The organism is Streptomyces mesophilus (genome assembly GCF_040300965.1).
Lineage (GTDB): Bacteria > Actinomycetota > Actinomycetes > Streptomycetales > Streptomycetaceae > Streptomyces > Streptomyces mesophilus_A.
Map to the genome: position 1 here is coordinate 26,885 of NZ_JBEPEW010000010.1, position 25,877 is coordinate 52,761.

25 protein-coding genes and 2 tRNA genes are annotated in these 25,877 nt (G+C 69.9%); 17 read left to right on the plus strand and 10 right to left on the minus strand.

The genetic code is table 11. The features are described from left to right. Positions 1-7: 7 nt before the first annotated feature. A complete protein-coding gene (locus ABT367_RS06100; RefSeq protein WP_165335032.1) occupies positions 8-481 on the minus strand; it encodes an ATP-binding protein in 474 nt (157 codons plus the stop codon). Positions 482-697: 216 nt separating this feature from the next. On the opposite strand from ABT367_RS06100, the gene ABT367_RS06105 reads away from it, so the two are divergent. From ABT367_RS06105 to ABT367_RS06150, 10 genes are all read left to right on the plus strand, one after another. Further along, entirely contained in the window at positions 698-1,492 is a 795-nt protein-coding gene (locus ABT367_RS06105; RefSeq protein WP_352250068.1) for a hypothetical protein, read from the plus strand. Positions 1,493-1,621: 129 nt separating this feature from the next. Continuing rightward, a complete protein-coding gene (locus ABT367_RS06110) occupies positions 1,622-2,359 on the plus strand; it encodes a YcnI family copper-binding membrane protein (protein WP_352250070.1) in 738 nt (245 codons plus the stop codon). 37 nt (positions 2,360-2,396) lie between these two features. Beyond that, positions 2,397-3,107 (plus strand): SCO family protein, encoded by a 711-nt coding sequence (locus ABT367_RS06115; RefSeq protein ID WP_352250072.1) that lies wholly within the window; start codon positions 2,397-2,399, stop codon positions 3,105-3,107. Further along, complete coding sequence (locus ABT367_RS06120; protein WP_352250074.1) at positions 3,104-3,568, plus strand: copper chaperone PCu(A)C; 465 nt, start codon at positions 3,104-3,106, stop codon at positions 3,566-3,568. Before ABT367_RS06115 ends, ABT367_RS06120 begins: the two co-directional genes overlap by 4 nt. Positions 3,569-3,587: 19 nt before the next feature. Further along, the gene (locus ABT367_RS06125; RefSeq protein ID WP_352250076.1) at positions 3,588-5,537 is read left to right on the plus strand and encodes a copper resistance CopC/CopD family protein; all 1,950 of its coding nucleotides are present in this window, start codon (positions 3,588-3,590) and stop codon (positions 5,535-5,537) included. A 3-nt stretch (positions 5,538-5,540) separates the two neighbouring features. Continuing rightward, positions 5,541-6,812, plus strand: a complete 1,272-nt coding sequence (gene efeB, locus ABT367_RS06130) for an iron uptake transporter deferrochelatase/peroxidase subunit (protein ID WP_352250078.1) — start codon at positions 5,541-5,543, stop codon at positions 6,810-6,812. A gap of 69 nt (positions 6,813-6,881) precedes the next feature. Continuing rightward, entirely contained in the window at positions 6,882-7,817 is a 936-nt protein-coding gene (gene pheA / locus ABT367_RS06135; protein WP_352250080.1) for a prephenate dehydratase, read from the plus strand. Positions 7,818-8,422: 605 nt separating this feature from the next. Continuing rightward, positions 8,423-9,700 carry a serine--tRNA ligase gene (serS, locus tag ABT367_RS06140; protein ID WP_352250082.1) on the plus strand — a complete coding sequence of 426 codons (1,278 nt, stop codon included), beginning with the start codon at positions 8,423-8,425 and terminating at the stop codon, positions 9,698-9,700. Beyond that, a complete protein-coding gene (locus ABT367_RS06145; RefSeq protein ID WP_199549037.1) occupies positions 9,697-10,518 on the plus strand; it encodes an HAD family hydrolase in 822 nt (273 codons plus the stop codon). The genes serS and ABT367_RS06145 overlap by 4 nt, the downstream gene beginning before the upstream one ends. 253 nt (positions 10,519-10,771) lie before the next feature. Next, positions 10,772-11,122 carry a DUF488 domain-containing protein gene (locus ABT367_RS06150; protein ID WP_352250084.1) on the plus strand — a complete coding sequence of 117 codons (351 nt, stop codon included), beginning with the start codon at positions 10,772-10,774 and terminating at the stop codon, positions 11,120-11,122. A gap of 29 nt (positions 11,123-11,151) precedes the next feature. Here ABT367_RS06150 and ABT367_RS06155 read toward each other — a convergent pair whose 3' ends face one another. Beyond that, complete coding sequence (locus tag ABT367_RS06155) at positions 11,152-12,594, minus strand: DEAD/DEAH box helicase (RefSeq protein ID WP_352250086.1); 1,443 nt, start codon at positions 12,592-12,594, stop codon at positions 11,152-11,154. A 631-nt stretch (positions 12,595-13,225) separates the two neighbouring features. Between ABT367_RS06155 and ABT367_RS06160 the strand changes: the two genes are divergently transcribed. Together ABT367_RS06160 and ABT367_RS06165 are read left to right on the plus strand one after the other, a co-directional pair. Next, positions 13,226-13,313: transfer RNA gene (locus ABT367_RS06160), tRNA-Ser, on the plus strand. A 42-nt stretch (positions 13,314-13,355) separates the two neighbouring features. Next, positions 13,356-13,447 (plus strand) — tRNA-Ser (locus ABT367_RS06165). A 14-nt stretch (positions 13,448-13,461) separates the two neighbouring features. On the opposite strand, the gene ABT367_RS06170 is transcribed toward ABT367_RS06165, so the two are convergent. The 7 genes from ABT367_RS06170 to ABT367_RS06200 form a co-directional block, all read right to left on the minus strand. Then, entirely contained in the window at positions 13,462-14,124 is a 663-nt protein-coding gene (locus ABT367_RS06170; protein ID WP_352250088.1) for a rhomboid-like protein, read from the minus strand. Between the two features lie 41 nt (positions 14,125-14,165). Next, positions 14,166-14,786: an NADPH-dependent F420 reductase gene (locus ABT367_RS06175; RefSeq protein ID WP_352250090.1), complete on the minus strand. Its 621-nt coding sequence runs from the start codon at positions 14,784-14,786 to the stop codon at positions 14,166-14,168. A gap of 107 nt (positions 14,787-14,893) precedes the next feature. Further along, positions 14,894-15,613, minus strand: coding sequence for an ABC transporter permease (locus ABT367_RS06180; protein ID WP_352250092.1), 720 nt, complete (start codon positions 15,611-15,613; stop codon positions 14,894-14,896). A gap of 14 nt (positions 15,614-15,627) precedes the next feature. Continuing rightward, positions 15,628-16,539: an ABC transporter ATP-binding protein gene (locus ABT367_RS06185; RefSeq protein WP_352250094.1), complete on the minus strand. Its 912-nt coding sequence runs from the start codon at positions 16,537-16,539 to the stop codon at positions 15,628-15,630. A gap of 4 nt (positions 16,540-16,543) precedes the next feature. After that, positions 16,544-17,443, minus strand: a complete 900-nt coding sequence (locus ABT367_RS06190) for an ABC transporter permease (protein WP_352250096.1) — start codon at positions 17,441-17,443, stop codon at positions 16,544-16,546. A 14-nt stretch (positions 17,444-17,457) separates the two neighbouring features. Beyond that, on the minus strand, positions 17,458-18,435 hold the full coding sequence (locus tag ABT367_RS06195) for an ABC transporter ATP-binding protein (RefSeq protein WP_352250179.1): 978 nt from the start codon (positions 18,433-18,435) through the stop codon (positions 17,458-17,460). Between the two features lie 129 nt (positions 18,436-18,564). Then, positions 18,565-19,374: a hypothetical protein gene (locus tag ABT367_RS06200; RefSeq protein WP_352250098.1), complete on the minus strand. Its 810-nt coding sequence runs from the start codon at positions 19,372-19,374 to the stop codon at positions 18,565-18,567. A gap of 205 nt (positions 19,375-19,579) precedes the next feature. On the opposite strand from ABT367_RS06200, the gene ABT367_RS06205 reads away from it, so the two are divergent. The 5 genes from ABT367_RS06205 (at position 19,580) to ABT367_RS06225 (ending at position 25,020) form a co-directional block, all read left to right on the plus strand. Then, complete coding sequence (locus tag ABT367_RS06205; protein ID WP_352250100.1) at positions 19,580-20,422, plus strand: M24 family metallopeptidase; 843 nt, start codon at positions 19,580-19,582, stop codon at positions 20,420-20,422. Between the two features lie 38 nt (positions 20,423-20,460). After that, complete coding sequence (locus ABT367_RS06210; protein ID WP_352250102.1) at positions 20,461-22,257, plus strand: SDR family oxidoreductase; 1,797 nt, start codon at positions 20,461-20,463, stop codon at positions 22,255-22,257. Continuing rightward, entirely contained in the window at positions 22,254-23,225 is a 972-nt protein-coding gene (locus tag ABT367_RS06215; protein ID WP_352250104.1) for a metal-dependent hydrolase, read from the plus strand. The genes ABT367_RS06210 and ABT367_RS06215 overlap by 4 nt, the downstream gene beginning before the upstream one ends. 114 nt (positions 23,226-23,339) lie before the next feature. Then, positions 23,340-24,296 carry a MerR family transcriptional regulator gene (locus ABT367_RS06220; RefSeq protein WP_352250106.1) on the plus strand — a complete coding sequence of 319 codons (957 nt, stop codon included), beginning with the start codon at positions 23,340-23,342 and terminating at the stop codon, positions 24,294-24,296. 166 nt (positions 24,297-24,462) lie between these two features. Then, positions 24,463-25,020 carry an RNA 2'-phosphotransferase gene (locus tag ABT367_RS06225; protein ID WP_352250108.1) on the plus strand — a complete coding sequence of 186 codons (558 nt, stop codon included), beginning with the start codon at positions 24,463-24,465 and terminating at the stop codon, positions 25,018-25,020. On the opposite strand, the gene ABT367_RS06230 is transcribed toward ABT367_RS06225, so the two are convergent. Beyond that, a complete protein-coding gene (locus ABT367_RS06230) occupies positions 24,977-25,720 on the minus strand; it encodes an aquaporin (RefSeq protein ID WP_352250110.1) in 744 nt (247 codons plus the stop codon). The genes ABT367_RS06225 and ABT367_RS06230 overlap by 44 nt on opposite strands. Between the last annotated feature and the right edge of the window lie 157 nt (positions 25,721-25,877).

The window sequence follows — 25,877 nt, forward strand, 5'->3', positions numbered from 1 at the left end:
GCCGGCATCACACCGTCACCAGCGGTGAGTCCGTGCGCCACTTGAGGATCTTGTCGAAGCTGACCACCGCGCCGTCGCGGTTGGCGAAGGAGACGTGGTCGGCGATCTCCTCGATCAGGCCCAGGCCGCGGCCGTGTTCCGCTTCGCAGTCCGCCGGCGGGGTGTAGTCACGCGTCGTGGGCCGTTCGATCGTGGCGAGCGGGAATCCGGGACCCGAGTCCGCGACCTCGATACGGCACTTCTCGCCGTCCAGATACGCCGTGACCCGGTACGCGTCCTGATCCGGGCGGGGCTCGCCGGAGCCGTACTCCGAAGCCCCGTGCTCCACCGCGTTGGCACAGGCCTCGGTCAGCGCGACCGACAGTTCGAAGGAGATGTCGGGGTCGACGCCCGCGGTCTCCATCGTGCCGAGCAGGAGCCGGCGGGCGAGCGGAACGCTGGCAGCCTCGCGCCGCAAGTGGAGTGACCACCAAAGGCTCATGACTCAGGCCTCCTGGCTGCGGCTCGGCATACCGATACGTATTGCCGCCTACGGCCGTCTGCAATCGCCGAGTTGACGTGATGCCGCCCATACGGCGGATGTGCCGCATACATCACCGGGTGTAAAGAAACCCGGGCCCTGGGCAGAACCTCACGTTCCGGACCTTGCGGACCTGCCGTACGGACGGGATAAGCCCAGTGCGATGATGAGCCGGTCATGCCTGCCCCCCAGCCCCGCGCACCACGGGCCGGAACCGAGTTCCGGCTGCTCAGGGCCGTGGCCTTTGCCACGGTCTGTGTCGCGCTGTCCGCGGGCGGGCATCTCCTCGCCTCGCACGGGGCCGTGCCGGTCTGGTCCCTGGGCCTCGGCTTCCTGTTGACGCTCGCGGTCACCGTGCCGTTCTCCGGACGGCCGCGCTCCGCCGCGGTGATCACCGGGGCGCTCGCGGTGGGCCAGCTGGGGCTGCACTGTCTGTTCGGGCAGAGCCAGCAGCTGGCCGCGCAGAGCATGGCCGACCACTCCGCGATGGAGCAGGCCACCGGTCTGCTGTGCGGGGCCGGGGCCGTGGTCACCAGCCCTCACCAGGCGTACGGCATTCTCGCGAACGCGGGTCTCGCCCCGCCGACCTCGGGCGGCCATGCCCATCACATGCCCGACGGCATGGCTCCGGGCGCACACCTGCTGCCCGATCTGCCGATGCTGCTCGGCCACCTCCTGGCCGCGCTCGCGCTCGGCTGGCTGCTGCGCCGCGGTGATCTCGCGCTGATGCGGGTCGTCGAGCTGTCGGTCTTCTCGGTGCAGGGGATCGCGGAGGTGGCGCTCGTACGAGGGCTGCGCGCCGCGCTCGCGCTGGTGCGCGCCCTGCGGGCCGGCCTTCCGGGTGCGCCCGGGACCGCCGGGAGCGCGCGGGGTGCGCTGCCGGATCCGCCCGCGAAGCCCCGTACCACCGCACTCGCGCACTCGGTGAACAGGCGCGGGCCGCCCGCGGACCCGTTCGCACTCGCTGCCTGACGCGGCCCTCTTCCGACCCCATTCGGTACGGAGGTGTCGCGCGGCAGACACGCACGCACGGCCGCCGACCGGCCGGCTGCGTGCTGAAGTCCCGACACCTTTCACCACTGCCGAGTGGAGTTCTCTGCCATGAAGATCTCTCGTGTTCTGACCGCTTCCGCCGTCGCCGCCGGTTCCGTCGTCCTGCTCTCCGGTACGGCCTTCGCGCATGTCTCCGTGCAGCCGCAGGGCGAGGCCGCCAAGGGCTCGTACGCCACCGTCAACTTCAAGGTGCCCAACGAGTCCGACACCGCCTCGACGGTCAAGGTCGAGGTCAACTTCCCGACCGACCACCCGCTCGCGTCCGTGATGCCGCAGCCGGTCCCGGGCTGGGACGTCGAGGTCACCAAGTCCAAGCTGGACAAGCCGCTCGAGGTGCACGGCAACAAGATCACCGAGGCCGTCTCCAAGGTCACCTGGACCGCGGACGACAAGGGCGTGCAGCCCGGTCAGTTCCAGCAGTTCCCGGTCTCGCTCGGCCAGCTGCCCGAGGACGCCGACCAGATGGTGTTCAAGGCGCTGCAGACGTACAGCGACAAGGAAGTCGTCCGCTGGATCGAGGAGCCGGTCGAGGGCGGCGAGGAGCCGGAGAAGCCCGCGCCCGTCCTCCAGCTGAGCGAGGCCGCCGACGACCACCACGGCGGCGGCTCCGCGGACAAGGCCGCCGACTCCGACTCGGACGCCAAGGGCGGCGACGACGCCAAGGAGAACACCGCCTCCGCCGACTCCAGCGACGGCACCGCAAGGGCGCTCGGCATCGCGGGCATCCTGGTGGGTGCGGCGGGTGTGGCGTTCGGCGTGCTGGCCGGACGTCGTCGTTCGGCCTGACGGCCGCACCCGCACCACCTGCTGAGAGAGAAAACCCATGCCCATCCAGAAGCACGACGATGCCGGGCGGCCCAAGCGACGCGTGGGCCTGATCACCGGTATCGCCGTCGGCGCGGCGCTGGCCCTCGGGGCCGGCGCCCTCGCCGTCACCCAGAGCGGGGACGACTCCAAGACGCCGCCCGCCGCCACCGACATCACCGTGGAGAAGGCGGCGACGGTCCTCGACCGTCCCTTCGAGAAGCCGGACCTTGTTCTCACGGACACCAACGGCAAGAAGTTCGATCTGCGTGAGCAGACCAAGGGCAAGCCGACACTGATCTATTACGGCTACACGCACTGCCCCGACGTCTGCCCGCTCACCATGAGCAATCTCGCCGTGGCCAAGAAGGAGCTGGAGAAGAAGCTCCCCAAGGCCGAGATCGACAAGCTCCAGGTCATCATGGTCAGTTCCGACCCCGAGCGGGACACCCCTGAGCACCTGGGCACGTGGATGAAGTCACAGGACCCGTCCTTCATCGGCCTGACCGGCGACTTCCCGACGATCCAGGCCAGCGCGCGCTCGCTCGGCATCGTCATCGAGGAGCCGGTGAAGGAGAAGGACGGCACCGTCACCTCCACGCACGGCAAGCAGGTCATCGCGTTCTCGCCGAAGACCGACGAGGGCTATGTCCTCTACAACGGCGAGGAAGCCACCTCGGACGACTACGCCAAGGACCTCCCCAAGATCATGAAGGGGGAGAAGCCGTGAGGCGCCGCGCGACCCTGGCCGGTGCCATAGCCCTCACCTCGGTGGTGCTGCTCGCGGGCTGTTCGGACTCCGGGTCCGGACAGGGCTCGTCCGAGCCGCAGTTGAGCGTGCGCGACGGCTATATGCCGAAGCCCGCGCTCAAGGACATGGCCGGCGGGTTCATGACCATCGTCAACAAGGGCGGCTCCGACAAGCTCATCGGGATGAGCAGCCCGCTCGCCGAAGAGGTCATGGGCCACCGCACGGTCGACCAGAAGATGGAGCACGTCGCCTCCTTCGCCATCCCGGCGAACGGCGAGCTCGACTTCGAGCGCGGCGGCAACCACCTGATGTTCATGGAGCTCACGTCCATGCCGAAGGTGGGCGACAAGGTCGAGGTGGAGCTGCGCTTCGAGAAGGCGGGCACGGTGAAGACCGAGCTCGAGGTCAAGGACGCCACGTACAACCCGAAGAACAGCTGAGAAAAGGGGACCGCAAGCCATGCCGCCCACCGACCCCCGTCCACGTACGAGCGGGATCGTCCGCACTCCCCTCGTGCAGTTTCTGCTGCTGTTCGTGGCCGTCACCGGGGCGCTGCTCGCCGGTGCCGCGCCCGCGTCGGCGCATGCCGCGCTGACCGGCAGCGATCCCGGGCAGGGGTCGGTGGTGCAGCAGGCGCCGGACAAGGTGACCCTGCATTTCACCGAGAAGGTCGCCATGTCGGACGACTCGGTGCGGGTGCTCGACCCCAAGGGCAAGCAGGTCGACAAGGGGAAGATCAAGGACGTCAGCAGCGGGAAGTCCGCCTCGTACGAGAAGCAGCTGGTCGCCGGGCTGCCCGACGGCACCTTCACCGTGGCCTGGAAGGCGGTCTCCACGGACAGCCATCCGGTCTCGGGCGCCTTCAGCTTCTCGATCGGCGCGCCCTCCGACACCACCGTGCAGCTCTCCGGCCAGGAGGCCGGCGGCGGTGCGGTCGGTGTGCTCTACGGCATCGCACGCTATGTCTCGTACGCCGCCTTCACCGTGATGGCGGGCGGCGCGGCCTTCGTCCTCATCTGCTGGCCGAAGGGGGCGACGGCCCGTCCGCTGCAGCGTCTTGTGGCGTACGGATGGGTCGCGCTCACCGCGGCGACGCTCGCCCTGCTGCTGCTCCGCGGCCCGTACACCGACTCCGGCAAGCTCTCCGACGTCCTCGACCTCGGGCAGATCAGTGAGGTCCTGCAGACGAAGACGGGCGCGGCGCTCGTCTCGCGGCTGCTGCTGCTCGCGGCCGCGGCGCTGTTCATCGCGGTGCTCTTCGGGGCGTACGCGAAGCGCGAGACCGCCGAGGCGAAGCCGGAGGAAGCTGCCGAGAAGCGGGACCTGACCTTCGGCCTGGCGATCGGCGGCACCGTGGTCGCGGCGGGCATCGCCTCGACCTGGGCGCTGGCCGAGCACGCGTCCAGCGGGATCCAGACGGGGATCGCGATGCCCGTCGACGTCCTGCATCTGCTTGCCGTGGCGACGTGGCTGGGTGGTCTGACCGCGCTGCTCGTGGCGCTGTTCAAGGTGCCGTCCCTCGAGGCCTCGGCCGCACGGCGGTTCTCGTCGCTGGCGTTCTGGTCGGTGGTCGTCCTCGCCGGGACCGGGCTCTATCAGTCCTGGCGGCAGGTCGGCTCGTGGTCGGCGCTGACCGGGACGTCGTACGGACAGCTGCTGATCGTGAAGATCGGCCTGGTCGCCGTACTCCTCGGCGTCGGCTGGATCTCCCGGCGCTGGACCGCCGGGCTGGCCGAGAGCGCGACGGCCGAGAGCGGCGCGAAGGCCGCCGAAGGCCCCGGCGCGAAGGTGGTCGAGCAGCGGGCCAAGGTCGGCGTGGCCGCGGGCAAGACCCCGAAGAACCCCAAGCGCGCGGCCCAACTCGCCCGCCAGCAGGCCGCCGTGGCCGCGGCCCGCGAGAAGCGGCTGCGGGACGCGGACCCCGGCCGGGCCGGGCTGCGGCGTTCGGTGCTCGCCGAGGCGGGTGTCGCGGTCGTGCTGCTCGCCGTGACGACGGTCCTGACCTCGACGGAACCCGGGCGCACCGTGGAGCAGTCGGAGCAGTCCGCGCCGGCGGCCGCCGCGAACCAGCCGCTCGACCTCACCCTGCCGTTCGACACCAAGGGCGAGGACGGCAAGGGCAACCTGCGCATCGACATGACCCCGGGGCGTACGGGCGCCAATGAGCTGCACGTCTGGGCGACCCGTCCGAACGGCAAGCCCTTCGACCTCCCCGAGGTCACGGTCGCCTTCACCCTGGAGTCCAAGGACATCGGCCCGCTGCCGGTCACACCCGACCGCATCGTCACGGGACACTGGTCGTCGACCGGCGTGCAGATCCCGATGGGCGGCGAGTGGGAACTCGCGGTGACCGTGCGGACCTCCGACATCGACCAGGTGACCGTGCGCAAGAACGTGAAGATCGGCTGAACCATGCAGGACACGAATCAGCTGGCCGAGGACGCCTCCGAGGTGTCCGGGTCCGAGGGCATCTCGCGGCGGCGGCTGCTCGGCACCGCAGGTGCCGTCGGCGCGGGCGGCCTGGTGCTCGGCGCGGCGGGCGGTGCGGCCGGGTACGCCGCGACCGAGTCCGATGCGCCGGCCGCGCTGTCGACGCTCGGCTCGACCGAGGCCGTCTGGGGCGGCGAGCACCAGCCCGGCATCCTCGAACCGCTGCACGCCCGCGGCCATCTGATCGCCTTCGACCTCGCGCCGGGCGCCGGCCGCAAGGAGGCGGCGGCGCTGCTGCGGCGCTGGTCGGCGACGGCCGAGCGGCTGATGCGGGGCGAAGTCTCGGACGGCGCCACTGCCATCGCGCTGGACGCGGGCCCGTCCTCGCTGACCGTCACCTTCGGCTTCGGCCACAGCTTCTTCTCCCGTACGGGACTCGAGAAGCAGCGCCCCGGCTCGCTCGATCCGCTGCCGCCGTTCTCCTCGGACCGGTTGGACCCAAAGCGCTCCGACGGCGATCTGTGGATCCAGATCGGCGCCGATGACGCCCTCGTGGCCTTCAACGCGCTGCGCGCACTGCAGAAGGACGCCGGGAGCGCGGCGCGGGTGCGCTGGCAGATGAACGGCTTCAACCGTTCGCCGGGCGCCACCGCCCACCCCATGACGGCACGCAATCTGATGGGGCAGGTCGACGGCACCAACAACCCCAAGCCCTCGGAGTCCGACTTCGACCGGCGGATCTTCGTGCCGGCTTCCGGGGACCCTTCGTGGATGGCCGGCGGCTCGTACGCGGTGGTGCGCCGGATCCGGATGCTGCTCGACGACTGGGAGAAGCTCTCGGTCGACGCCCAGGAGAAAGTCATCGGCCGCCGCAAGTCGGACGGTGCGCCGCTGACCGGCGGTACGGAGACCACGGAGCCGGAGCTCGACAAGGTGGGCGCCGGCGGCAAGCTCGTCATCCCGGCCGACGCCCACGCCCGCATCTCGCGCCCGGACCAGAACGGCGGGGCCGCGATGCTGCGCCGCCCGTTCTCGTACCACGACGGGATCGCGGCGGACGGGACACCGGACGCCGGACTGCTCTTCATCTGCTGGCAGGCGGATCCGCTGCGCGGCTTCACCGCAGTGCAGCGCAAGCTCGACCGCGGGGACGCGCTGTCCTCGTTCATCCGGCACGAGTCGAGCGGCCTGTTCGCGGTGCCGGGTGGGCCGGGCAAGGGCGAGTACGTGGGGCAGCGGCTGCTCGAGGGCTAAGGGCTCCTCGCACGGGTGACCCGTCGGGCATCGGCGGCATGCCCCCATGCGGCCCATTAGGGTGACGGTATGTCGGCGACCCGTTACACGTACCTCGGCCCTGAAGGCACCTTCACGGAGGCCGCCCTGCGCACGCTGCCGGAGGCCGCCACGCGCGAGCTCGTGCCGATGGTCTCGGTGCCGGCGGCGCTCGATGCCGTACGCAGCGGGGAGGCCGCCGCCGCGCTCGTACCGATCGAGAACTCCGTGGAGGGCGGCGTCACCGCCACCCTCGACGAACTCGCCACCGGCGAACCGCTGATGATCTACCGCGAGGTGCTGCTCCCGATCGCCTTCGCGCTGCTCGTACGGCCGGGCACCAAGCTCTCCGACGTCAAGACCGTGACCGGTCACCCCGTGGCCCAGCCCCAGGTCCGCAACTGGCTGCGGGCCCACCTGCCGGACGCCCTGTGGGAGTCCGCGGCGTCCAACGCGGACGGGGCCCGGCTAGTCCAGGAGGGCCGGTTCGACGCGGCCTTCGCGGGTGAGTTCGCCGCGGCCACGTACGGCCTGGAAGCGCTCGTCACCGACATCCACGACGCCGAGAACGCCGAGACCCGCTTCGTCCTGGTCGGCCGCCCGGCCCGGCCGGCCGCCCCCACCGGCGCCGACAAGACCTCCGTGGTCATCTGGCTCGGCGACGACCACCCCGGCGCGCTGCTCGAACTGCTCCAGGAGTTCGCCGTACGCGGGGTCAACCTGATGCTGATCCAGTCCCGACCGACCGGCGCCGGCATCGGCAACTACTGCTTCGCCGTGGACGCCGAGGGCCATATCTCGGACCGCCGGGTCGGTGAGGCCCTGATGGGGCTCAAGCGGATCTCGCCGAAGGTGCGCTTCCTCGGCTCGTATCCGCGGGCGGGTGTCGCGCTCTCGGAGGTACGCGCGCTGCGTCCGGGGACCACGGACGCCGACTTCGTCTCGGCTTCGGACTGGCTGACGCGGGCGCAGGACGGTCGGGCGTAAGCCCTCACCCGGTCACTTATCCCCCGCCCCCATCCCCTCCTTCTCTCTCCCGCCCCCAGTCCTACCTGCGGATTTTCTCTGTCCACAGAAGTTTTCCACAGGCCGCTTCTCGACCTGGGGACAAGTCGACAACAAACTGCGACAGGGTCGACAAATCGGCTCCTGCGGCCCACATCTGTCCACAGCCGGGCATGTCACCCTTCGTCAGCCTGTTTCCATTGATCAACTCGTTGGAGCGAGTCGAATCCACTCGAAAGTGGGTGTACGAGTGGTTTGAACCGGGAATCCTGAGGCGGACTTTCACGACTCGGAATGATCACCTCCGAAATCCACAGATCGCCCGCACACCCTGTGGATAACTTTCCGAACCGGTGGATCGCTGTGGACAACCCGTCCCCAAGTCCCCTTCCGTACAAGCGAGTCGGGTCAAGGCGATGAACCTGGTTTGCCACTTTCCGGGCATGCGCGGAGACTTTTCTTGACGCGCAGCCCCGCCCGAATTCCGCGCATTCCTAATTCCTCACCAAGCGGAATAAATAGGGCATAACGTGACGCACCGGAATATCGGGTAGGGGGTCCGGAGCCCGCCCCGGTAGCCTGGACGCGTGATTGACCTTCGCCTGCTCCGTGAGGACCCCGACCGTGTCCGCGCTTCCCAGCGCGCCCGTGGTGAGGACGTCGCGCTCGTCGACTCCCTCATCTCCGCCGATGAACGGCGCAGGTCGTCCGGCGTCCGCTTCGACGAACTCCGCGCCGAGCAGAAGGCGATGGGCAAGCTCGTCTCCAAGGCCTCGCCCGAGGAGCGCGAGGAGCTCCTGAAGAGGACCAAGGAGCTCGCCGCGGCCGTCAAGGCCGCCGACGCCGAGCAGGACAAGGCGAAGGCCGAGACCGAGGAGCTCCTGCAGCGCCTCGGCAACCTCGTGCACCCCGGCGTCCCGGTCGGCGGCGAGGAGGACTTCGTCACCCTCGAGACGCACGGCACCATCCGTGACTTCGAGGAGGAGGGCTTCAAGCCCAAGGACCACCTCGAACTCGGCAACATCCTCGGCGCCATCGACGTCGAGCGCGGCGCCAAGGTCTCCGGTTCGCGCTTCTACTTCCTCACCGGCGTGGGCGCCCTGCTCGAACTCGCCCTGGTGAACGCCGCCATCGCGCAGGCCACCGCCGCCGGCTTCACGCCGATGCTGGTGCCCGCCCTGGTGCGCCCGCAGTCGATGGCCGGCACCGGCTTCCTCGGCCAGGCCGCCGAGGACGTCTACCACCTCGACAAGGACGACCTGTACCTCGTCGGCACCTCCGAGGTCGCACTCGCCGCGTACCACATGGACGAGATCATCGACGCCGACCGGCTGCCGCTGCGGTACGCGGGCTTCTCGCCCTGCTTCCGCCGCGAGGCCGGTTCGCACGGCAAGGACACCCGGGGCATCTTCCGGGTCCACCAGTTCGACAAGGTCGAGATGTTCTCGTACGTCGACCCGGCGGACTCGCAGGCCGAGCACCAGCGCCTGTTGGAGTGGGAGAAGCAGTGGCTCGACTCCCTTGAACTCCCGTACCGCGTGATCGATGTCGCCACCGGTGACCTCGGCTCGTCCGCGGCCCGCAAGTTCGACTGCGAGGCCTGGATCCCGACCCAGGGCAAGTACCGCGAGCTGACCTCGACCTCGGACTGCACCGAGTTCCAGTCGCGCCGCCTGTCGATCCGTATGCGCGACGGCAAGCAGGTCAAGCCCCTCGCCACGCTCAACGGCACGCTGTGCGCCGTCCCGCGCACCATCGTGGCGATCCTGGAGAACCACCAGCAGAGCGACGGTTCGGTGCGCGTGCCCGAGGTGCTGCGTCCCTACCTCGGCGGCCGTGAGGTCCTGGAGCCGGTCGCCAAGTGAGTTCAGCACAGGGCGAGGGCTTCCCGTACAAGCTGGTCGCGACCGATCTGGACGGCACGCTCCTGCGTGACGACCACACGGTCTCGCAGCGCACCCGCGACGCACTCGCCGCGTCCGTCGCGGCCGGTGCGGCGCATATCGTCGTCACCGGCCGGGCGGTGCCCTGGACCCGGCACATCCTCGACGACCTCGGATACGAGGGACTCGCGGTGTGCGGGCAGGGCGCGCAGGTCTACCACGCGGGCGAGCACCGGCTGCTCACCTCGGTTACGCTCGACCGCCAGCTCGCGGGCCTGGCCCTCGCCAAGATCGAGGCCGAGGTCGGCCCGCTGTCCCTGGCCGCGAGCCGCGACGGTGTGGACGGCGACGTCCTGATCGGCCCCGGCTACCAGGCCCAGGAGGGCCCGCTCCCGTACGTCCCGATCAAGGACGCCTCGGAGCTGTGGTCGGCGCCTTTGAACAAGGTGTACGTCCAGCACCCCGACCTCACCGACGACGAGCTGTGGGCCGTGGCGCACCGGGTCGCGGGCGAGCTGGTCGGGGTCACGATGGCCGGCGCGGGCATCGTGGAGCTGCTGCCGCTGGGGCTCTCGAAGGCCACGGGGCTCGCGGTGGCGGCCCGCCGCCTGGGCGTGAAGGCCGTCGACACGATCGCCTTCGGCGACATGCCCAACGACGTCCCGATGTTCGGCTGGGCGGCGCACGGCGTCGCGATGGCCAACGCGCACGACGAGCTGAAGGCGGTCGCCGACGAGGTGACGCTGTCCAATGAGGATGACGGCATCGCGGTGGTGCTGGAGCGCTTGCTGGGGGCGTGAGCGTGGGGCCGCTCGGGGTGTGAGTGTGGGCTGCTCGGGGTGTGTGAGCGTGGGGCTGCTCGGTGTGTGGGCGTGGGGCCGCTCGGCGCGTGAGCGACGCGTGGCCCGGACAGACCCCTCCCTCCCGGGGGCCGAGCCCTTCAAAGGCTATCGGCCACCACTGACAACGCTCGGCTCGGCGCCCGAGCTTGCCTGCTCACCACCTGGGCATCCCCGCCCGGCGCCTGAGCTTGCCCGCCCGTAGGCTCGGTTCATGACCCTTCGCGGCCGCAGGATCTACGAGGGCCCCTCACCGTCCGACGGACAGCGGGTCCTGGTGGACCGGCTGTGGCCGCGCGGCCTTGCCAAGGACGCGGCGCGCATCGACGTATGGCCCAAGAGCCTGACCCCGTCGACGGAGCTGCGGAAGTGGTACCACGCGGGCTCGGGGACCTTCGAGGAGTTCACGCAGCGGTACGAGGCGGAGCTCGCGGAGCCGGAAGCGGCGGCCGCACTCGACGAACTGCGGGGGCTCGCGGCTGCTGGACCGGTCACGCTCCTGACCGCGTCGAAGGACATCGACCACAGTCATGTGGCGGTGCTGCTGCGGGTGCTGGGCCAGTAGGTCTTTCAGCCCGTACGCGTCGCCGGTGGTCAGCCGCCGCGCCGGACCCGGGCGGCCTTGCGCGCCTCGGCGAGCTGCTGCGCCTCGCGCGACTTCCGGGACTTGCCACCCTTGCCGCCACCGCCACCGCCAGTGCCACTGCGCCCCGTACCGCCGGACGCACCCTTGCTGGTGCCCATGCCGCGGAAGGGCGCGTTCGTGTTCTTGGGACGCGGGGCACCGTCGAGCGGCCTCCCGGAAGGGGCCTTGGCGCCCGTGATCCGGCTCAGCTCCGCCTCGCCCGAGCGCACCTTGGTGACGGTCGGCTCGATGCCGGCCTCGGCCGTCAGCTCGCTCATGGCGCGGCGCTGACCGGACAGGACCAGGGTGACGACGCTGCCGGACGCACCGGCGCGGGCGGTACGGCCCGCGCGGTGCAGATAGTCCTTGGGGTCGGTGGGCGGATCGACGTTGACCACCAGGTCGAGATCGTCGATGTGCAGACCACGGGCCGCGACGTTGGTCGCCACCAAGGCGGTGATCCGGCCGGCCCGGAACCCGTCGAGGGTCTTGCTCCGCTCCGGCTGGGACTTGCCGCTGTGCAGGGCCGAGGCGTGCACCCCGTGCGCCCTCAGGTGCTTGGTGAGCAGGTCGACGGAGTGCTTGGTGTCCAGGAACATCAGGACGCGGCCGTCACGGGAGGCGATCTCCGTGGCGACGGCGTACCGGTCCGGGCCGTGGACGATCAGCACATGGTGGGCCATCGTCGTGACCGCGCCGGCGGACGGGTCGACCGAGTGGACGACCGGGTCGTGCAGATAGCGCTGGACCAGCTCGTCGACGTCGCGGTCCAAGGTGGCCGAGAACAGCATCCGCTGCCCGTCGGGGTGCACCTGGTCGAGCGCCTCGGTGACCTGCGGCAGGAAGCCCATGTCGCACATCTGGTCGGCCTCGTCGAGGACGGTGACACGGACCCGTCCCAAGCGGCAGGCCTTGCGCTCGATGAGGTCGTGCAGCCGGCCGGGGGTGGCGACGACGACCTCGGCACCCTCGCGCAGCGCGGCGATCTGCCGGCCGATCGACAGACCGCCGACGACCGCGGCCATCCGCAGCCCGAGCGCTTCGGCGTACGGCGTGAGTGCCGTGGTGACCTGCTGGGCCAGCTCCCGGGTGGGCACCAGGATCAGGGCGAGGGGCTGCTTCGGCTCCGCGCGCCGGCCTGCTGTCCGTACGAGCAGCGGCAGGCCGAAGGCGAGCGTCTTGCCCGATCCCGTGCGCCCGCGTCCCAGGACATCGCTGCCCGCGAGGGCGCTGGGCAGCGTGGCCGCCTGGATCGGGAAGGGCTCGCGCACTCCCTGCTCGGTGAGGGTGCGCAGCACCTCGGCGGGCAGCTCGAGGTCGGCGAAGGAGGTGGCCGTCTGCGCTGCCGGGGCGAGGCCGGCTTCGGGGGTGCCGGGGCCTTCCGGGCGGTCTGCGTGGTCTGGGTGCTTCATGTGGGCCTTCCGCGTGGGGAACGTACCGAGGAGGCACGGCAGGAACGCGCGGCCAACGACCAACGGTAACCGGCGGCGGGGTGTGGGGGCGCAGCCCCCCCGGGCCCGCCGGGACACAGGACCCCCGCGGCCACACGCACCGGCGGATGGGCGCGGGGGTATGGGGGCGGCAGCCCCCAAAGTGGGACGCGCGGCGGTGCAGCGCTTCGTGAGGGCTCGGCGCCTCGGCGGTCGTGAGCTCCCAACTGCGCCTGGCCGCCGTACAGATGCGCGATAAATGAGTGGCGCGCCGACTGCGCGGGCGGGCACAGTGGTGATGTCCGCAGCGCCTGTTCATGGCGCCCGACTACTGGGAGAGGAGCACGACGATGTCCAGTTCGAGCTCGTCGAGCTCCCGACAGGGCAGTTCACAGCACCCGGCTCCGGAGTAGTTCACCGCGCTCCGTCGCAGCCGCCCTGTGAGCAGCCCGGGGCGGCTTTCTCGTGCGCGGTGCCGCACGGGCCGCCCCTCCCGACTTTGGGGGGCTGCCGCCCCCATACCCCCGCGCCCATTCGTCGGTGCGTGTGGACGTGGGGGTGCTGTATCGCGGGGAGCTCGTGGGGGCTGCGCCCCCACACCCCGCCCAGCTCTGGAGGATTGGCCGAGTGGTAAGGCAGCGGCTTGCTAAGCCGTCGTCGGGGCTGGAAACCCCGCGCGCGTTCGATCCGCGCATCCTCCGCGCCGTACACAAAGAACAGCAAAGAACAGCAAAGAACAGCAAGGAAGAGCCAGCCGACAGCAGGCGACGGCCGCACTCTCGAAAAGTGTTGGGGCAGGGGACTGCCCGTGTGGGTTCGACCCCCACCTCTTCCGCCCACAGCCCGGGACTACCGCGCATACTCCGGATGACTGGCCCGCCCCCGCGTCAGCGGCCAGAACGCGAAGCCGATGGACAGGGCGATCGCGTGGCCCAGGTCCGTGAAGGTGGCGTCCGCCAGCAACGGGATCGTGAAGAAGGCGATGACGCCGGCGCCGTACAGCCATTTCCAGCGGCCGGGCAGCAGATACGTGAGGATGCCGGCCGAGGCCGCGAGCCCGTACGAGACACCGATGTCCACGACGTGGATCAGATGGCGCGGGGCGTCATGATGCTGGATCTGCAGAAGGACCACCTTCTGGCTGATGAGCGTCGCCGCGATATGCGCCGTGGCGACGACGACCACCCAGCGCAGGGTTCCGATCGCCCGCTCCACCCGTGCGTGGATCAGCTCGAAGAGGACCACGTACAGGGGGAGCGAGGCCGGGTTCTCGATCCAGAAAGCGCTGAGCAGCAGGGCCTGCACCGGGTGCTTGTCGAGCTGGACGAGATTGCTGCTGTTGCGGTGCAGCAGATAGGTCTGGAGCTCGTCCGTGGCCAGGACGCTCACGATGCTGGTGCAGAAGATGATCAGCAGCCATACGTGCGTGCCGGGTGCGGAGCGCACCCAGCTCCGCACGGGCCGGGACGGTTCGGGTGACCGTTCCGGTGCCGGGGCGCTGTCCTCAGTCACCCCTTGATCATCGCCTGCGGCGGATCAGGACGCGCGTCGCGTCAGGCGCCCGGGGTGACCAGCGAGAAGTTGAAGACGTGGCCGCCGACCGCTCCGGCCACGGCCACGAACATCAGGGCCATGTGCTCCTGGGCGCGGGCGCTGGCGATCCCGCCGAGGTCGAGCTGGTGCTCGGGAGCCCAGCCGAGGTCTTCGAGGAGCGCGCCCACGGTGGATTTCGCGGCCGGGTCGTCGCCGGAGAGGAAGATCGTGGTCGGGGTGGGCAGCGTCTTGAGCGGGTCGGCCATGATCGCGCTGTCGACCGTGCAGAGGGTCTTCACGACGCGGGTGCCCGGCAGCGCGGTCTGGAGCTGCTCGGCGAGCGAGCTGTCCGGATGGATCAGGTCCATCTCGGGGGTGAGGTCGATGCTGATGTCGATGAGGACCTTGCCGTCGAGGTGCCCGGCGAGCGCCGGCAGCGTGGTGAGGGGCGCGCCCCAGCCGAGCGCGTCGACCACGACCTCGCCGTGGGCGGCCGCGTCTTCCTGGGTGACGACGGGGAGATCGAGGTCCTTGTGGGAGTCGGGGTCGCGTGAGCCGAGGACGACGTCGTGTCCCGCCGCCGCCAGACCGGCCGCAACTGCCTTGCCCACATTGCCTGTTCCGAGGATTCCGATTCGCATGGCAGTGACGTTACGAGCGCGGGCCACGCAAGGGATCAGGCAACGGAACGGCTCCGGGACCTACGTAAGTCGTAGGTCCCGGAGCCGAGTTGAGGATACGAAAGGGCCTAGTCGTCGCCCGCCAGCGTCAGCGTGCGCAGCTTCTGGCCCGCGTACCAGGTGGCCGCGCCCGTGACCGCGACGAGCAGGATGACCGCGGCCGGCAGGCCCACGTCGGACTTCACCAGGTCGCTGCCCGCGACCTTCTCGGCGAGGGCCAGGGCCCACTGCTGGACGCTCAGGGTGCGGGCGCCCTCGACGAGGGAGCCGAAGAGGGTCTCCCAGACCAGGGCGTAGACCAGGCCGAAGACCACCGCGTGCTTGGTGATGGTGCCCAGGAGCAGGAAGAGGGCCGCGTACGCGATCGAGGCGACGAGCGCCGCGATGGTGTACGCGACGGCCACCTGCTGGCCGTTGCCGTTGAGGATCATGCCCGCGATGAACGTGGGGATGGCCGAGAACGCCATGGTCACGCCGATCGCGACGATCAGCTTGGTGAAGATGATCGTGGGGCGCTTGACCGGCTTGGAGAGCAGATAGACGACCGAGCCGTCGTCGATCTCCGGGCCGATCGCTCCCGTGCCGGCGATGACGCCGATCAGCGGGACCATCGTGGCGAGCGCGAAGCCGCCGAGTACGTCGGCGGCGACCTGGTCGTCCGCGCCGGTGAGCGCCCGTACCGCGACCGAGATCGCGATGAGCAGGACCGGCAACGAGAACAGGATGAGCGCGCGCCTGCGGCCGAGCAGGGCCCGGTAGGTGAGCCGGGCGACTGTGGGGTTGTACATGGTCGTAGCTCCCTTCAGGCCGTGACGAGGTAGGAGAAGACGGATTCGAGCGACTCGTCGGACGGCGAGACGGTCAGGAGCCGGATGCCCTGGTCGCGGGCGACGCGGGGCAGGAGCTCGGTGAAGCGGCCGAAGTCGACGGCCTGGATCAGCAACGCGCCTTCGCCGAGGTCGACTTCGATGCCCGCGGTGGACGGGTCCGCGATCAGCGCGGCCGCGAGCTTGCGGTCGTCGCTTGAGCGGACGGTGTAGCGGTGCGGGCGGTCCGTCATCAGGCGGCGGATCCGGCGGAAGTCACCGCTGGCCGCGTGCCGTCCGGCCACGATCACCTCGATGTGCGAGGCGAGTTGCTCGACCTCTTCGAGGATGTGGGAGGAGAACAGGACCGTACGGCCCTCGTTGCCCATCCGTCGCAGAAGGTCCATGAGGTGCATGCGCTGGCGCGGGTCCATGCCGTTGAACGGCTCGTCGAGCAGCAGCACCGACGGGTCGTGGACCAGGGCGGACGCCATCTTCACGCGCTGGCGCATGCCCTTGGAGTACGTGGCGATCTTGCGGTCCTGCGCGTACTCCATCTCGACCGTGGCGAGGGCCAGTTGGGCGGCCTTCTTGCCGAGACCGTGCAACTCGGCGTTGGCGACGACGAATTCGCGTCCGGTGAGGAAGTCGTACATCGCCTCGCGCTCGGGGACGAGGCCGATCTCCTTGTAGATCTCCTCGTTCTTCCAGATCGGACGGCCGTCGAGCGTGACGCTGCCGGTGGAGGGCGACAGGAAGCCGCCCATCATGTTGATCAGGGTGGACTTGCCGGCGCCGTTCGGGCCGAGCAGACCGGTGACGCCCGGGCCGATGGTCATCGTCACGTCGTTGACGGCGACGACATTGCCGAACCAGCGGCTGGTGTGGTCGATTTCGATGGTGGCCATGGTTCTACAGCCCGGCCTTTCGGTAGCGGCGCATCAGGGCTCCGTACGAGCCGGCGATCAGCGCGAAGACGACCAGGAGGTAGACGACGCCGAGCCCGGCACCCGGTCCGTGCTCGCCCGGGAAGGCGGAGGTCGCGCCGAGGAAGGCGGTCTGCACACCGTCGATCAGCGTGATCGGCGAGAACAGGCCCAGCCACTCGACCGCGTCCCACGAACCCTGCGCGTCGGCGATGGCCTGGACGGTGGAGACGGCCCCGTACGAGATCGTCAGTACGGCGATCACGGCGGCGACGCCGAAACCGCGGCGCGGGGTCAGGGCGGCCATCACCAGGCCGATCCCCGCGAAGAGCAGCGAGAGCAGCAGCACGGAGACCATCCCCTGGGCGAATCCCTTGGTCTGGGTCGTGAAGTCCATCTTCGCGAGCAGCGAGCCCACATAGAGGACGATCACCGGCGCCCCGGTGAGGATGAGCAGCGCCGTGGCCATGGCGGCGAACTTGGCGACCACGTAGTCGACGCGTTCGATGGGGCGCGAGAAGTACAGCGGCACGGTCTTGAAGCGCAGGTCGCGCGAGACCGACTGCGGTGCCTGGGCGGCCAGATAGAGGCCGATGATCGCCTGCGTGACGATCGCGTAGCGGGTGTACTCGATCGGCAGCTTGGTCGCGTTCGTCGCGACGGCGACCGCCACGATGATCGCCGCCGGCACGCACATCACGGCGAACAGGATCATCGGCGTGACCTTGGACTTCGCGCTGCGCCCGAGGCCGTACGCGCCGCGCAGGGACTGCGAGTAGAGCGAGCGGCGGGCGTACGCGCGGCCGAGGCGCTGTCCGTCGTACTTGCGGTAGCCGATGTTGTGGATCTGGGTCTGCGCGCTCTGCGCCGGGGTGCCGGCACTCATCGGGCTTGGGGTACTCATCGGGCTTCCACCTCCGCGGGCTCGCCGATCCGGGCCTGCGCGGGGCCGTCCTTGAACACCTCGGAGATGTGGTGCCTGCGCTGTTCCATCCGCACGAGGCCGAGGCCGAGTTCGGCGACGGTGTCCCGTACGAGGTCGTAGGTGTCCTCGCCGGTCGCTTCGAGAAGAAGGATGTGGCCGGCGCCGGGCAGGCCCTCCTCCGTCGTGGTCTGGAGGGTGACCCCGCGGGCGGCGAGCGCTTCGCGTACCGCCTTGGTGCCGTCGGGGTGGGCGTCGGTGTCGGTGACCTCGACCGCGATGGTGCCCATCGTCTGCGTGTAGTCGCTGGTGGAGCTGGAGCGGAGCAGCTTGCCGCCGTCGATGACGACGACGTGGTCGCAGGTGCGCTCCAGTTCGCCGAGCAGGTGGCTCGTCACGAGGACGGAGATGCCGAAGTCCGTGTGGACGCGGCGGATCAGGCCCAGCATCTCGTCGCGGCCGACGGGGTCGAGGCCGTTGGTGGGCTCGTCGAGGAAGACCAGGTCGGGGTCGTGGACGAGGGCTTGGGCCAGCTTGACCCGCTGCTTCATACCGGTCGAGTAGCCGCCGATGGGGCGGTAGCGCTCCTCGTACAGGCCGACGTGGCGAAGGGTGTCGGCCGTGCGCTCGCGCGCCGCGGCCGGCGGCAGTCCCGACATCCGGGCCATGTGGACGACGAACTCGGTGGCCGAGACGTCCGGCGGCAGGCAGTCGTGCTCGGGCATGTACCCGACCCGCTCGCGGATCTCGCCCCCCTTGGTCGCGACGTCCAGACCGAGCACGGCGGCTTGGCCCTCGGTGGCGGGGGACAGACCAAGAAGAATCTTGATCAACGTGGACTTGCCGGCTCCGTTGGCACCGACGAGTCCGGTCACACCCGGGCCGATGTCCATGGAGAGCCGGTCAAGAGCGGTCACCCGGGGGAACCGCTTGCTCAGGCTTTCGGTCGCGATCACAGTCACATTCCGAAGGTAGTGGCGCGGGTCACCTCCGGCGTCAGACCCTGCTCCTGTCTCCGTATCCGACTTGGGGTGTACGGGCCCGTAGGGGTCCGACTTTGGGTAGGTGCCGTTCCGCTCCGGGGGTCAGCCGGTGGGGGCCCCGCCGCCGAGGAACGCCTCGACCTCCGCGAGCGGAACGACCTCGTCCTCGCGCGGCAGGTCGATGGTGAGGTCCTCGTCGAAGTGGCTCAGGTCCTGGGCGGATTCCGGACCCGAAGTGCGCACCAGGTACGGCTTGCCCTGCAGGGCCAGGTACATCGTCTGGGTGCCCTTGCCGTCCTCTGTCACCTCGAGGGGCAGCACGGGGAACCCGTCGATCTCGGTGGTCTCACCCTTCTTGTACGTGGTCCCCGGGGCGTCCTTCGTGTTCTCGAGGCTGAAGCCCTGGAAGTCACAGGGCTGGAGCATCTGCACATACCTCATGGGGTCGGGCTGCGAGTCCAGGATCCACTTGCCCTGGAAGCGCTCGGCCGCCTCGGGGCCCTGCTGCTGCGTGAGGGACTTCTCGTCTCCGCGCATGTAGATGCCCCGCTCACCGACGCGCACATCCATGGTGCCGGTGTCCCCCACGTCGTAGGTGATCGAGCAGCCGTTCTTCAGGTCCGACCGCGCGACGACGCTTGGCGCCGCCTCGGCCGGGCGTGCCGGGGTGTAGACCCTCTGGAAGGACTTCAGGTCGGCCATCGCCTCGCGGGAGCGCTGCATCGCCTCCGCGCCGGAGAGCTTCTCGATGCCGTTCGGAGCGCCGAGCCTCTTCTCGGTCTGCTCCGAAGCCGGGGCCTGCGTGGCCGCCGTCGCACCCCCCGCCGCCTTCTCCGTACCGCAGGAAGTGAGCAGGATTCCCGCGAATACGGCTGCGGAGCAGGAGAGACGGGTGAGACGGCGCGTGTGCATAGCCGGAACTTATCCGGCCCATACGTGGGGCACAGGTGCCCAAATGCCTCGCCGATACGGGCCGTTGGGCCCTGTCCGGCGAAGTTATCCACAGCCCGTGCACGCCCCTTGACGTCGCCGTCGGACATTGTCACATTCATCAGTGTCAAGTTACGGACACGTAGAGCACGCGAAATGCACGACCGGACGGACGGGGCGGGGTGGCATGGGCTCAGTGGTTGAACTCGACGGGCGGTTGCGGGGGTTCAAGGAGGTGCAGGCGCTCGCGTACGAGTGCGCCGAGGCGGTGTCCGCCCAGCTCACCCCCGGGGTGACCGAGCGCGAGGCCGCCCGGATGCAGCGGGTGTGGCTGCGGGAGCGCGGGGTGCGGGACTGGTTCCATCTGCCCTTCGCCTGGTTCGGGGACCGTACGGCCTTCACCGGGTTCAAGATCCCGCTGCAGTTCTTCCCGACCAACCGCGCGCTCGAGCCGGGGATGCCGTACATCCTCGACATGGCACCCGTCCTCAACGGCTATACGGCGGACATCGGTTACTCCGGCTGCCTCGGCCCGAACCCGCTGCACGGCAAGCTGCTCGACGACCTCGAAGCGCACCGCGAGCTGATCCTGCGCGAGGTGCGCGAACGGCGCCCGCTGCGGGAGATCTACGAGGACGTGGAGCGCCTGATGCGGCAGCAGGGATACGCGAACCGGCATCGCGCCTACCCGTTCGGCGTGATCGCGCACAAGGTGGACCAGGTCAAGGAGCGGCGCTTCTCGCCGCATGTGTTCGGCTTCGGCACGCAGTCCCTCAGGGGCCTCGCGAGCGATGCGCTGCACGGGCACCGGGACGGCTGGTCGCCGCTGTGGTCGCCGTACAAGTTCTCCGACCACCCGCCGCAGCCGGGGCTCTGGGCGGTCGAACCGCACCTCGGCTTCCGGGGCACGGGCGCGAAGTTCGAGGAGCTCCTCGTCGTGACGGACTCCAAGGACCCGGCCGAGAGCGCGTTCTGGCTGGACGACGAGCTGCCGCACGTACAGCGGTGGGAGCGGGAGAAGGCGGCGTGAGCACGAACGGCGGACGCGGGAAGAGCGGGAGTCAATTCATGGGTGGGAGCGGACTGTTGAAGGGTGCACGCGAGCGCTGGGTGCGGACCGGGGGCGTGGAGCTGTGCGTCGCCGAGCTGGGCGAGACGGACCGGCCGACCGTGTTCCTGGTGCACGGATATCCGGACTCCAAGGAGGTCTGGTCGGAGGTCGCCGTACGGCTCGCCGAGCAGTGCGGGTTGCATGTGGTGCTCTACGACGTACGGGGCCACGGAAGGTCCACGGCACCGACCCCGCTGCGCGGCGGCTTCACCCTGGAGAAGCTGACCGATGACTTCCTGGCCGTCGCCGACGCGGTGAGCCCGGACGAGCCCGTGCACCTGGTGGGGCACGACTGGGGCTCGGTGCAGTCCTGGGAGTTCGCGACGGTGGAGCGTACGCAGGGCAGGGTGGCGTCCTTCACCTCGATATCCGGCCCGTCGCTCGACCACTTCGGGCACTGGATCAAGAAGCGGATGACCCGTCCGACCCCGCGCAAGGTCGGCCAGCTCCTCGGCCAGGGCGCCAAGTCCTGGTACGTGTACATGCTGCACACCCCCGTACTGCCGGAGCTCGCCTGGCGCGGACCGCTCGGCAAGCAGTGGCCGCGGCTGCTCGCGCGGGTGGAGAAGGTGCCGGCCGGCGGCTACCCCACGCCTTCGCTGCCGAGTGACGCCGCCCACGGCGCGTGGCTCTACCGGGACAACGTACGGGCGCGGCTGCGCCGGCCGCGGGCCGACGCCCATGCGCACGCGCCGGTGCAGCTGATCACGCCGACCGGGGACATGTTCCTGTCGCCGAAGCTCTACGACGATCTCGAGCAGTGGGTACCGCGGCTGACACGCAGGACGGTGGCGGCCAAGCACTGGGTGCCGCGGACCCGGCCGGATCAACTTGCGGCGTGGATCGGCGAGTTCGTGACATCGGTGGAGACCCCCGCGCCGACGGTGGCCGCCGTGCCCGCCAAGCGGACCAAGCGCGCCCACGCCTACGCCGAGCGGTTCGCCGGCCAGCTCGTCCTGGTCACGGGCGCGGCGAGCGGGATCGGGCGCGCCACGGCCTTCGCGTTCGCCGAGTCCAGGGCACGCGTGGTCGCGGTGGACCGCAATGGTGAAGGCGCCGCCCGTACCGCCGAGTTGGCGGGTCTGATCGGCGCGCCCGAGGCCTGGGGCGAGCAGCTCGACGTCTCGGACGAGGCCGCCATGGAGAAGCTGGCCAAGAAGGTCGCCTCGGAGTACGGCGTTGTCGATGTGCTGGTCAACAATGCGGGGATCGGCCTGTCCGGCTCGTTCTTCGCCACCACGAGCGAGGACTGGAAGAAGGTCCTCGACGTCAATCTGTGGGGTGTGATCCACGGTTGCCGGATCTTCGGCGGACAGATGGCCGAGCGCGGACAGGGCGGCCATATCGTCAACACGGCGTCCGCGGCGGCGTATCAGCCCTCGAGGGCGCTGCCCGCGTACTCGACGTCGAAGGCCGCGGTCCTGATGCTCAGCGAGTGCCTGCGCGCCGAACTGGCAGGCCAGGGCATCGGAGTCTCCGCGATCTGCCCGGGCTTCGTGAACACCGACATCACCGCGACCGCCCGCTTCGCCGGGGTCGACGCCGCCGAGGAGAAGCGCCGGCAGAGGCGCACCTCGCGGCTGTACGGGCTGCGCAACTACCCGCCGGAGAAGGTGGCCGACGCCATCCTGAACGCGGTGCTCACCAACCAGGCGGTGGTGCCCGTGACCCCGGAGGCGCGCGGCGCCCATCTGCTGTCCCGCTTCACGCCCAAGGCACTGCGGGCCATCGCACGCTTGGAGCCGCCGGTATGAGCGAGGGGGAGGGCCACTACGCGATCGTGCCGCGCCGGGTCTCGTTCGACTGGGAGTCCACCCCGCTGCACTGGATACCGGACGAGCCGACGGCCACCCATGTCATCAATGTGCTGCATCTGCTGCTTCCGGCGGGCGAGCGCTGGTTCGTGAAGGTGTTCAAGGAGGCGCTCCCGCTGGTCGGGGACCCGGTGCTCCTGAAGGACGTCAAGGGCTTCATGGGCCAGGAGGCGACGCACAGCGTGCAGCACGCGCACGTGCTCGACCACCTCGCGGTCAAGGGCCTTGAGACGGAGCCGTACACGCGCTACGTGGATCTGCTCTTCGACCGGCTGCTCGGCGAGCGCCCGCCACTGGGCGCACCGATATCCGCCCAGGAGTGGCTGCGTTTCCGCCTTGCGGTGATCGCGGCGATCGAGCAGTTCACCGCGGTCCTGGGCAACTGGGTGCTGGACGCGGACGGCCTTGACGAGGCGGGCTCGGATCCGGTGATGCTCGATCTGCTGCGCTGGCACGGCGCGGAGGAGGTCGAGCACCGCTCGGTCGCCTTCGACATGTACCAGCACTGCGGCGGCGAAGGACTGCCCCGCTACACGCGGCGCATCGCCGGCATGGCGGTGACCGCGCCGGTGATGCTCTACCTCTGGGTGTGGGGTGCCGCGTATCTGCTGCGGCACGATCCCTCGTTGAGCTCTTCGGGCACGGGCACGGGCACGGGCGACGCCGGGCCGCGGAGGATCCCCAGGTCCGCCGGCCGGCTCAGGTACTCGCTGCGCGAGCACAACCGGGCCGTACGCAAAGGGCTGCTGCCCACCTGGAAGGAGATCGGCGCGGCCGTACCCCGCTATCTGCGGCGGACGTACCATCCCTCGCAGGAGGGCTCCCTGCGCACAGCGGTGGAGTATCTGGCCGTATCCCCGGCGGCGCGCGCCGCGGCGGGGGCGATCGGGCGGTCGGCCATCGCATGAGGGGTACGCCGGTGAGCAGACCGGAGAGCAAGCCGGTGAGCGGACCGGAGCGCAAGCCGGTGCGCGGAACGGTGAGCGCGCCGGGTGCGCGGCGCTGAGGAGAGGGCGGGGAGCGTGGCGGAGCAGACGACGGGCACGGGGCACCGGGCCGAGTACCGGATCGAGGACCTCGCCCACCACAGCGGCGCCACGGTCCGTACGATCCGCGCCTACCAGGACCGCGGCCTGCTCCCCCGCCCGGAGCGCAGGGGGCGGTCCAATGTGTACGGGGACGCCCATCTCGCCCGGCTGCGGCAGATAGCCGATCTCCTGGACCGCGGCTACACCTTGGCGTCGATCAAGGAACTCCTCGAGGCCTGGGACTCCGGCCGGGGCCTGGGCGGGGTGCTCGGTCTGGTGGCCGAGGTCGACGGCCCCTGGACGGACGAGAAGGCCGACCGGATCAGCCGCGCCGATCTTGACCTGAAGTTCGGCGGAGAACCGGATGAGGCCGCGGTCGAGGAAGCGGTCGAACTCGGCGTACTGGAAAGGATTCCGGGCCGGGACGACGAGTTCCTTGTGCCGAGTCCTCAAGAGCTGGCAGTGGCGGCCGAATTGCACGCGGCGGGGGTGCCGCTGCACGCGATCGCCGGGCATCTGCGGGAGTTGCGGGTCCAGGTGGAGCACATAGCCTCCCGTTTCCTGGAGTTCACGACCGAGCATGTCTTCCAGCGCTACCTCGAACATCAGCCGCCCACGGACGCGGACGCGGCCGAAGCGGCCGCACTCGTCCGCAGACTCCGGCCGCTCGCCCAGCAGACAGTGGACGCCGAACTCGCCCGCGCCATGCGCACGTTCGCGACCCGTCATCTGCAGCAGCATCTGGGTGCCGCGCTGCCGCCGCCCACCCACTCGGGCGACGTTCCGGTGGCGCTCCCCGTCCACACAATCGACGTGGTGCGGAGTCTGGTTGGCGCGGAAGGCATCTCCGTATTCATCGCCACGGCCGCCGAACGCGAGGTGCATGCACGGACTTTGGACGCCTTGGCCGCAAAGCGGAGTGAGACACCGGCAGTTGATCAAGTGCCCTGAGATGCCTGAGAGTTGTCCACATAATCCTCAATCAGCCTGTGGATAACCCGGGTTACCTGTGGATCATGCCTAACTCTCCTTAAATTTCCGGGAATTACGGGCCACATGGATCTGGACTCGGGAAAACCTGATGCGCATCCCGAAGACCTCCGGGCATTCTGTGACGATGACTGACAGAACACCCGACGAGAGGCGGACCGTACGCGTCTCCAAATACCTCTCCAAGCACCTGCGCCACCAGCCGGACCGGATCGGCCTCACGCTCGACGCCAACGGCTGGGTCGAGATCGACACCCTGATCGCCGCCGCGGCCGCGCACGGATTCGTGTTCAGCCGGGCCGAGCTGGAACATGTGGTCGCGCACAACGACAAGAGGCGGTTCGCCGTCGACAGCGGCCGGATCCGCGCCAGCCAGGGCCACACCGTCCAGGTCGACCTGGACCTGCCGCCCGCCGCACCGCCGCCGTACCTCTACCACGGCACCGTCGCCCGCAATCTGGACGCGATCCGCGCCCACGGCCTGAGCGCGATGGCCCGCCATGACGTCCATCTCTCGGCCGACCGCGAAACCGCCACACGCGTCGGCGCCCGCCGCGGCCGCCCCGTGATCCTCTCCGTGGACGCGGGCGCGATGCACCGCGACGGCCATGTCTTCAAGGTCAGCGCGAACGGGGTGTGGCTCACGGCATCCGTACCGCCGCAGTATCTGCGCTTTCAGGGCTGATCCCGCCGCCCCGGCCCGCCGGCTTCCCGTAAAGGACCGCGGCCAGGGCAAGGCCCAGCGCGCCACCGGCCAGTTGGGCCGCGATGAAGCCCGGCAGCGAACCGGGGGAGATCCCGGTGAACGAGTCGGTGAACGCCCGCCCGACCGTCGCCGCCGGATTGGCGAACGAGCCGGATGACGTGAACCAGATCGCGGCGGCGATATACGCGGCCACCGCGACCGGCGCGAGCTGCGTACGCCCGATCCTGCTCAGCCCGCAGATCAACAGCACAAGACCCGCGGTGGCGACGACCTCACCGAGCAGCAGCCGGTCCCCGATGCGCTCCTGCGTGGACCACACGACCTCCGCGCGCCCGAACATCGCCTCCGCGAGCAGCGCACCGGCGACCGCGCCCACCGTCTGCGCCGCGACGTACGCGAGCGCTTCGCGCGAGCCGGGTCCGCTGCCGTCGCGCCGGCCCAGCCACCAGGCCGACAGCGTCACCACCGGATTGAGCTGTCCGCCCGAGACCGGCCCGAACAGCGCGATGAGCAGCCCGAGTCCGATCGCCGAGGCAAGGGAGTTGGCCAGGAGCTGGACCCCGGTGTCCTCCGTGAGGCGGGCGGCCTGCAGTCCGGAACCGACGACGACGGCCACCAGGGCCGCGGTGCCGATGAGTTCGGCCGCGGCCTTACGGACCGGCGAAGCGCTGCTGTGCACGGGACTCCCCTCTTCTGTTCGCCGGGGGTCGACCCGATGCCCGATTCATTGCGAGATGAGCACCCCCGTCACCACATCGCGGAAAATGTATTCCGTAGATTGGAATTTCAACAGAGGGTGGAGGGAAATTGCCGAGCTCGATGTCAGTCCCGGGCTC

Excerpts from the sequence above, each read along its gene's own strand:
- ABT367_RS06150 (WP_352250084.1), top strand. The coding sequence starts at position 10,772 with ATGACCCTTCGCGGCCGCAGGATCTACGAGGGCCCCTCACCGTCCGAC.
- ABT367_RS06125 (WP_352250076.1), top strand. The coding sequence starts at position 3,588 with ATGCCGCCCACCGACCCCCGTCCACGTACGAGCGGGATCGTCCGCACT.
- efeB (WP_352250078.1), top strand. The coding sequence starts at position 5,541 with ATGCAGGACACGAATCAGCTGGCCGAGGACGCCTCCGAGGTGTCCGGG.
- ABT367_RS06185 (WP_352250094.1), bottom strand. The coding sequence starts at position 16,539 with ATGGCCACCATCGAAATCGACCACACCAGCCGCTGGTTCGGCAATGTC.
- ABT367_RS06110 (WP_352250070.1), top strand. The coding sequence starts at position 1,622 with ATGAAGATCTCTCGTGTTCTGACCGCTTCCGCCGTCGCCGCCGGTTCC.
- ABT367_RS06210 (WP_352250102.1), top strand. The coding sequence starts at position 20,461 with ATGGGTGGGAGCGGACTGTTGAAGGGTGCACGCGAGCGCTGGGTGCGG.
- ABT367_RS06205 (WP_352250100.1), top strand. The coding sequence starts at position 19,580 with ATGGGCTCAGTGGTTGAACTCGACGGGCGGTTGCGGGGGTTCAAGGAG.
- ABT367_RS06175 (WP_352250090.1), bottom strand. The coding sequence starts at position 14,786 with ATGCGAATCGGAATCCTCGGAACAGGCAATGTGGGCAAGGCAGTTGCG.
- ABT367_RS06155 (WP_352250086.1), bottom strand. The coding sequence starts at position 12,594 with ATGAAGCACCCAGACCACGCAGACCGCCCGGAAGGCCCCGGCACCCCC.
- pheA (WP_352250080.1), top strand. The coding sequence starts at position 6,882 with ATGTCGGCGACCCGTTACACGTACCTCGGCCCTGAAGGCACCTTCACG.
- ABT367_RS06115 (WP_352250072.1), top strand. The coding sequence starts at position 2,397 with ATGCCCATCCAGAAGCACGACGATGCCGGGCGGCCCAAGCGACGCGTG.
- ABT367_RS06190 (WP_352250096.1), bottom strand. The coding sequence starts at position 17,443 with ATGAGTGCCGGCACCCCGGCGCAGAGCGCGCAGACCCAGATCCACAAC.
- ABT367_RS06180 (WP_352250092.1), bottom strand. The coding sequence starts at position 15,613 with ATGTACAACCCCACAGTCGCCCGGCTCACCTACCGGGCCCTGCTCGGC.
- ABT367_RS06100 (WP_165335032.1), bottom strand. The coding sequence starts at position 481 with ATGAGCCTTTGGTGGTCACTCCACTTGCGGCGCGAGGCTGCCAGCGTT.
- ABT367_RS06215 (WP_352250104.1), top strand. The coding sequence starts at position 22,254 with ATGAGCGAGGGGGAGGGCCACTACGCGATCGTGCCGCGCCGGGTCTCG.
- ABT367_RS06200 (WP_352250098.1), bottom strand. The coding sequence starts at position 19,374 with ATGCACACGCGCCGTCTCACCCGTCTCTCCTGCTCCGCAGCCGTATTC.
- ABT367_RS06225 (WP_352250108.1), top strand. The coding sequence starts at position 24,463 with ATGACTGACAGAACACCCGACGAGAGGCGGACCGTACGCGTCTCCAAA.
- ABT367_RS06105 (WP_352250068.1), top strand. The coding sequence starts at position 698 with ATGCCTGCCCCCCAGCCCCGCGCACCACGGGCCGGAACCGAGTTCCGG.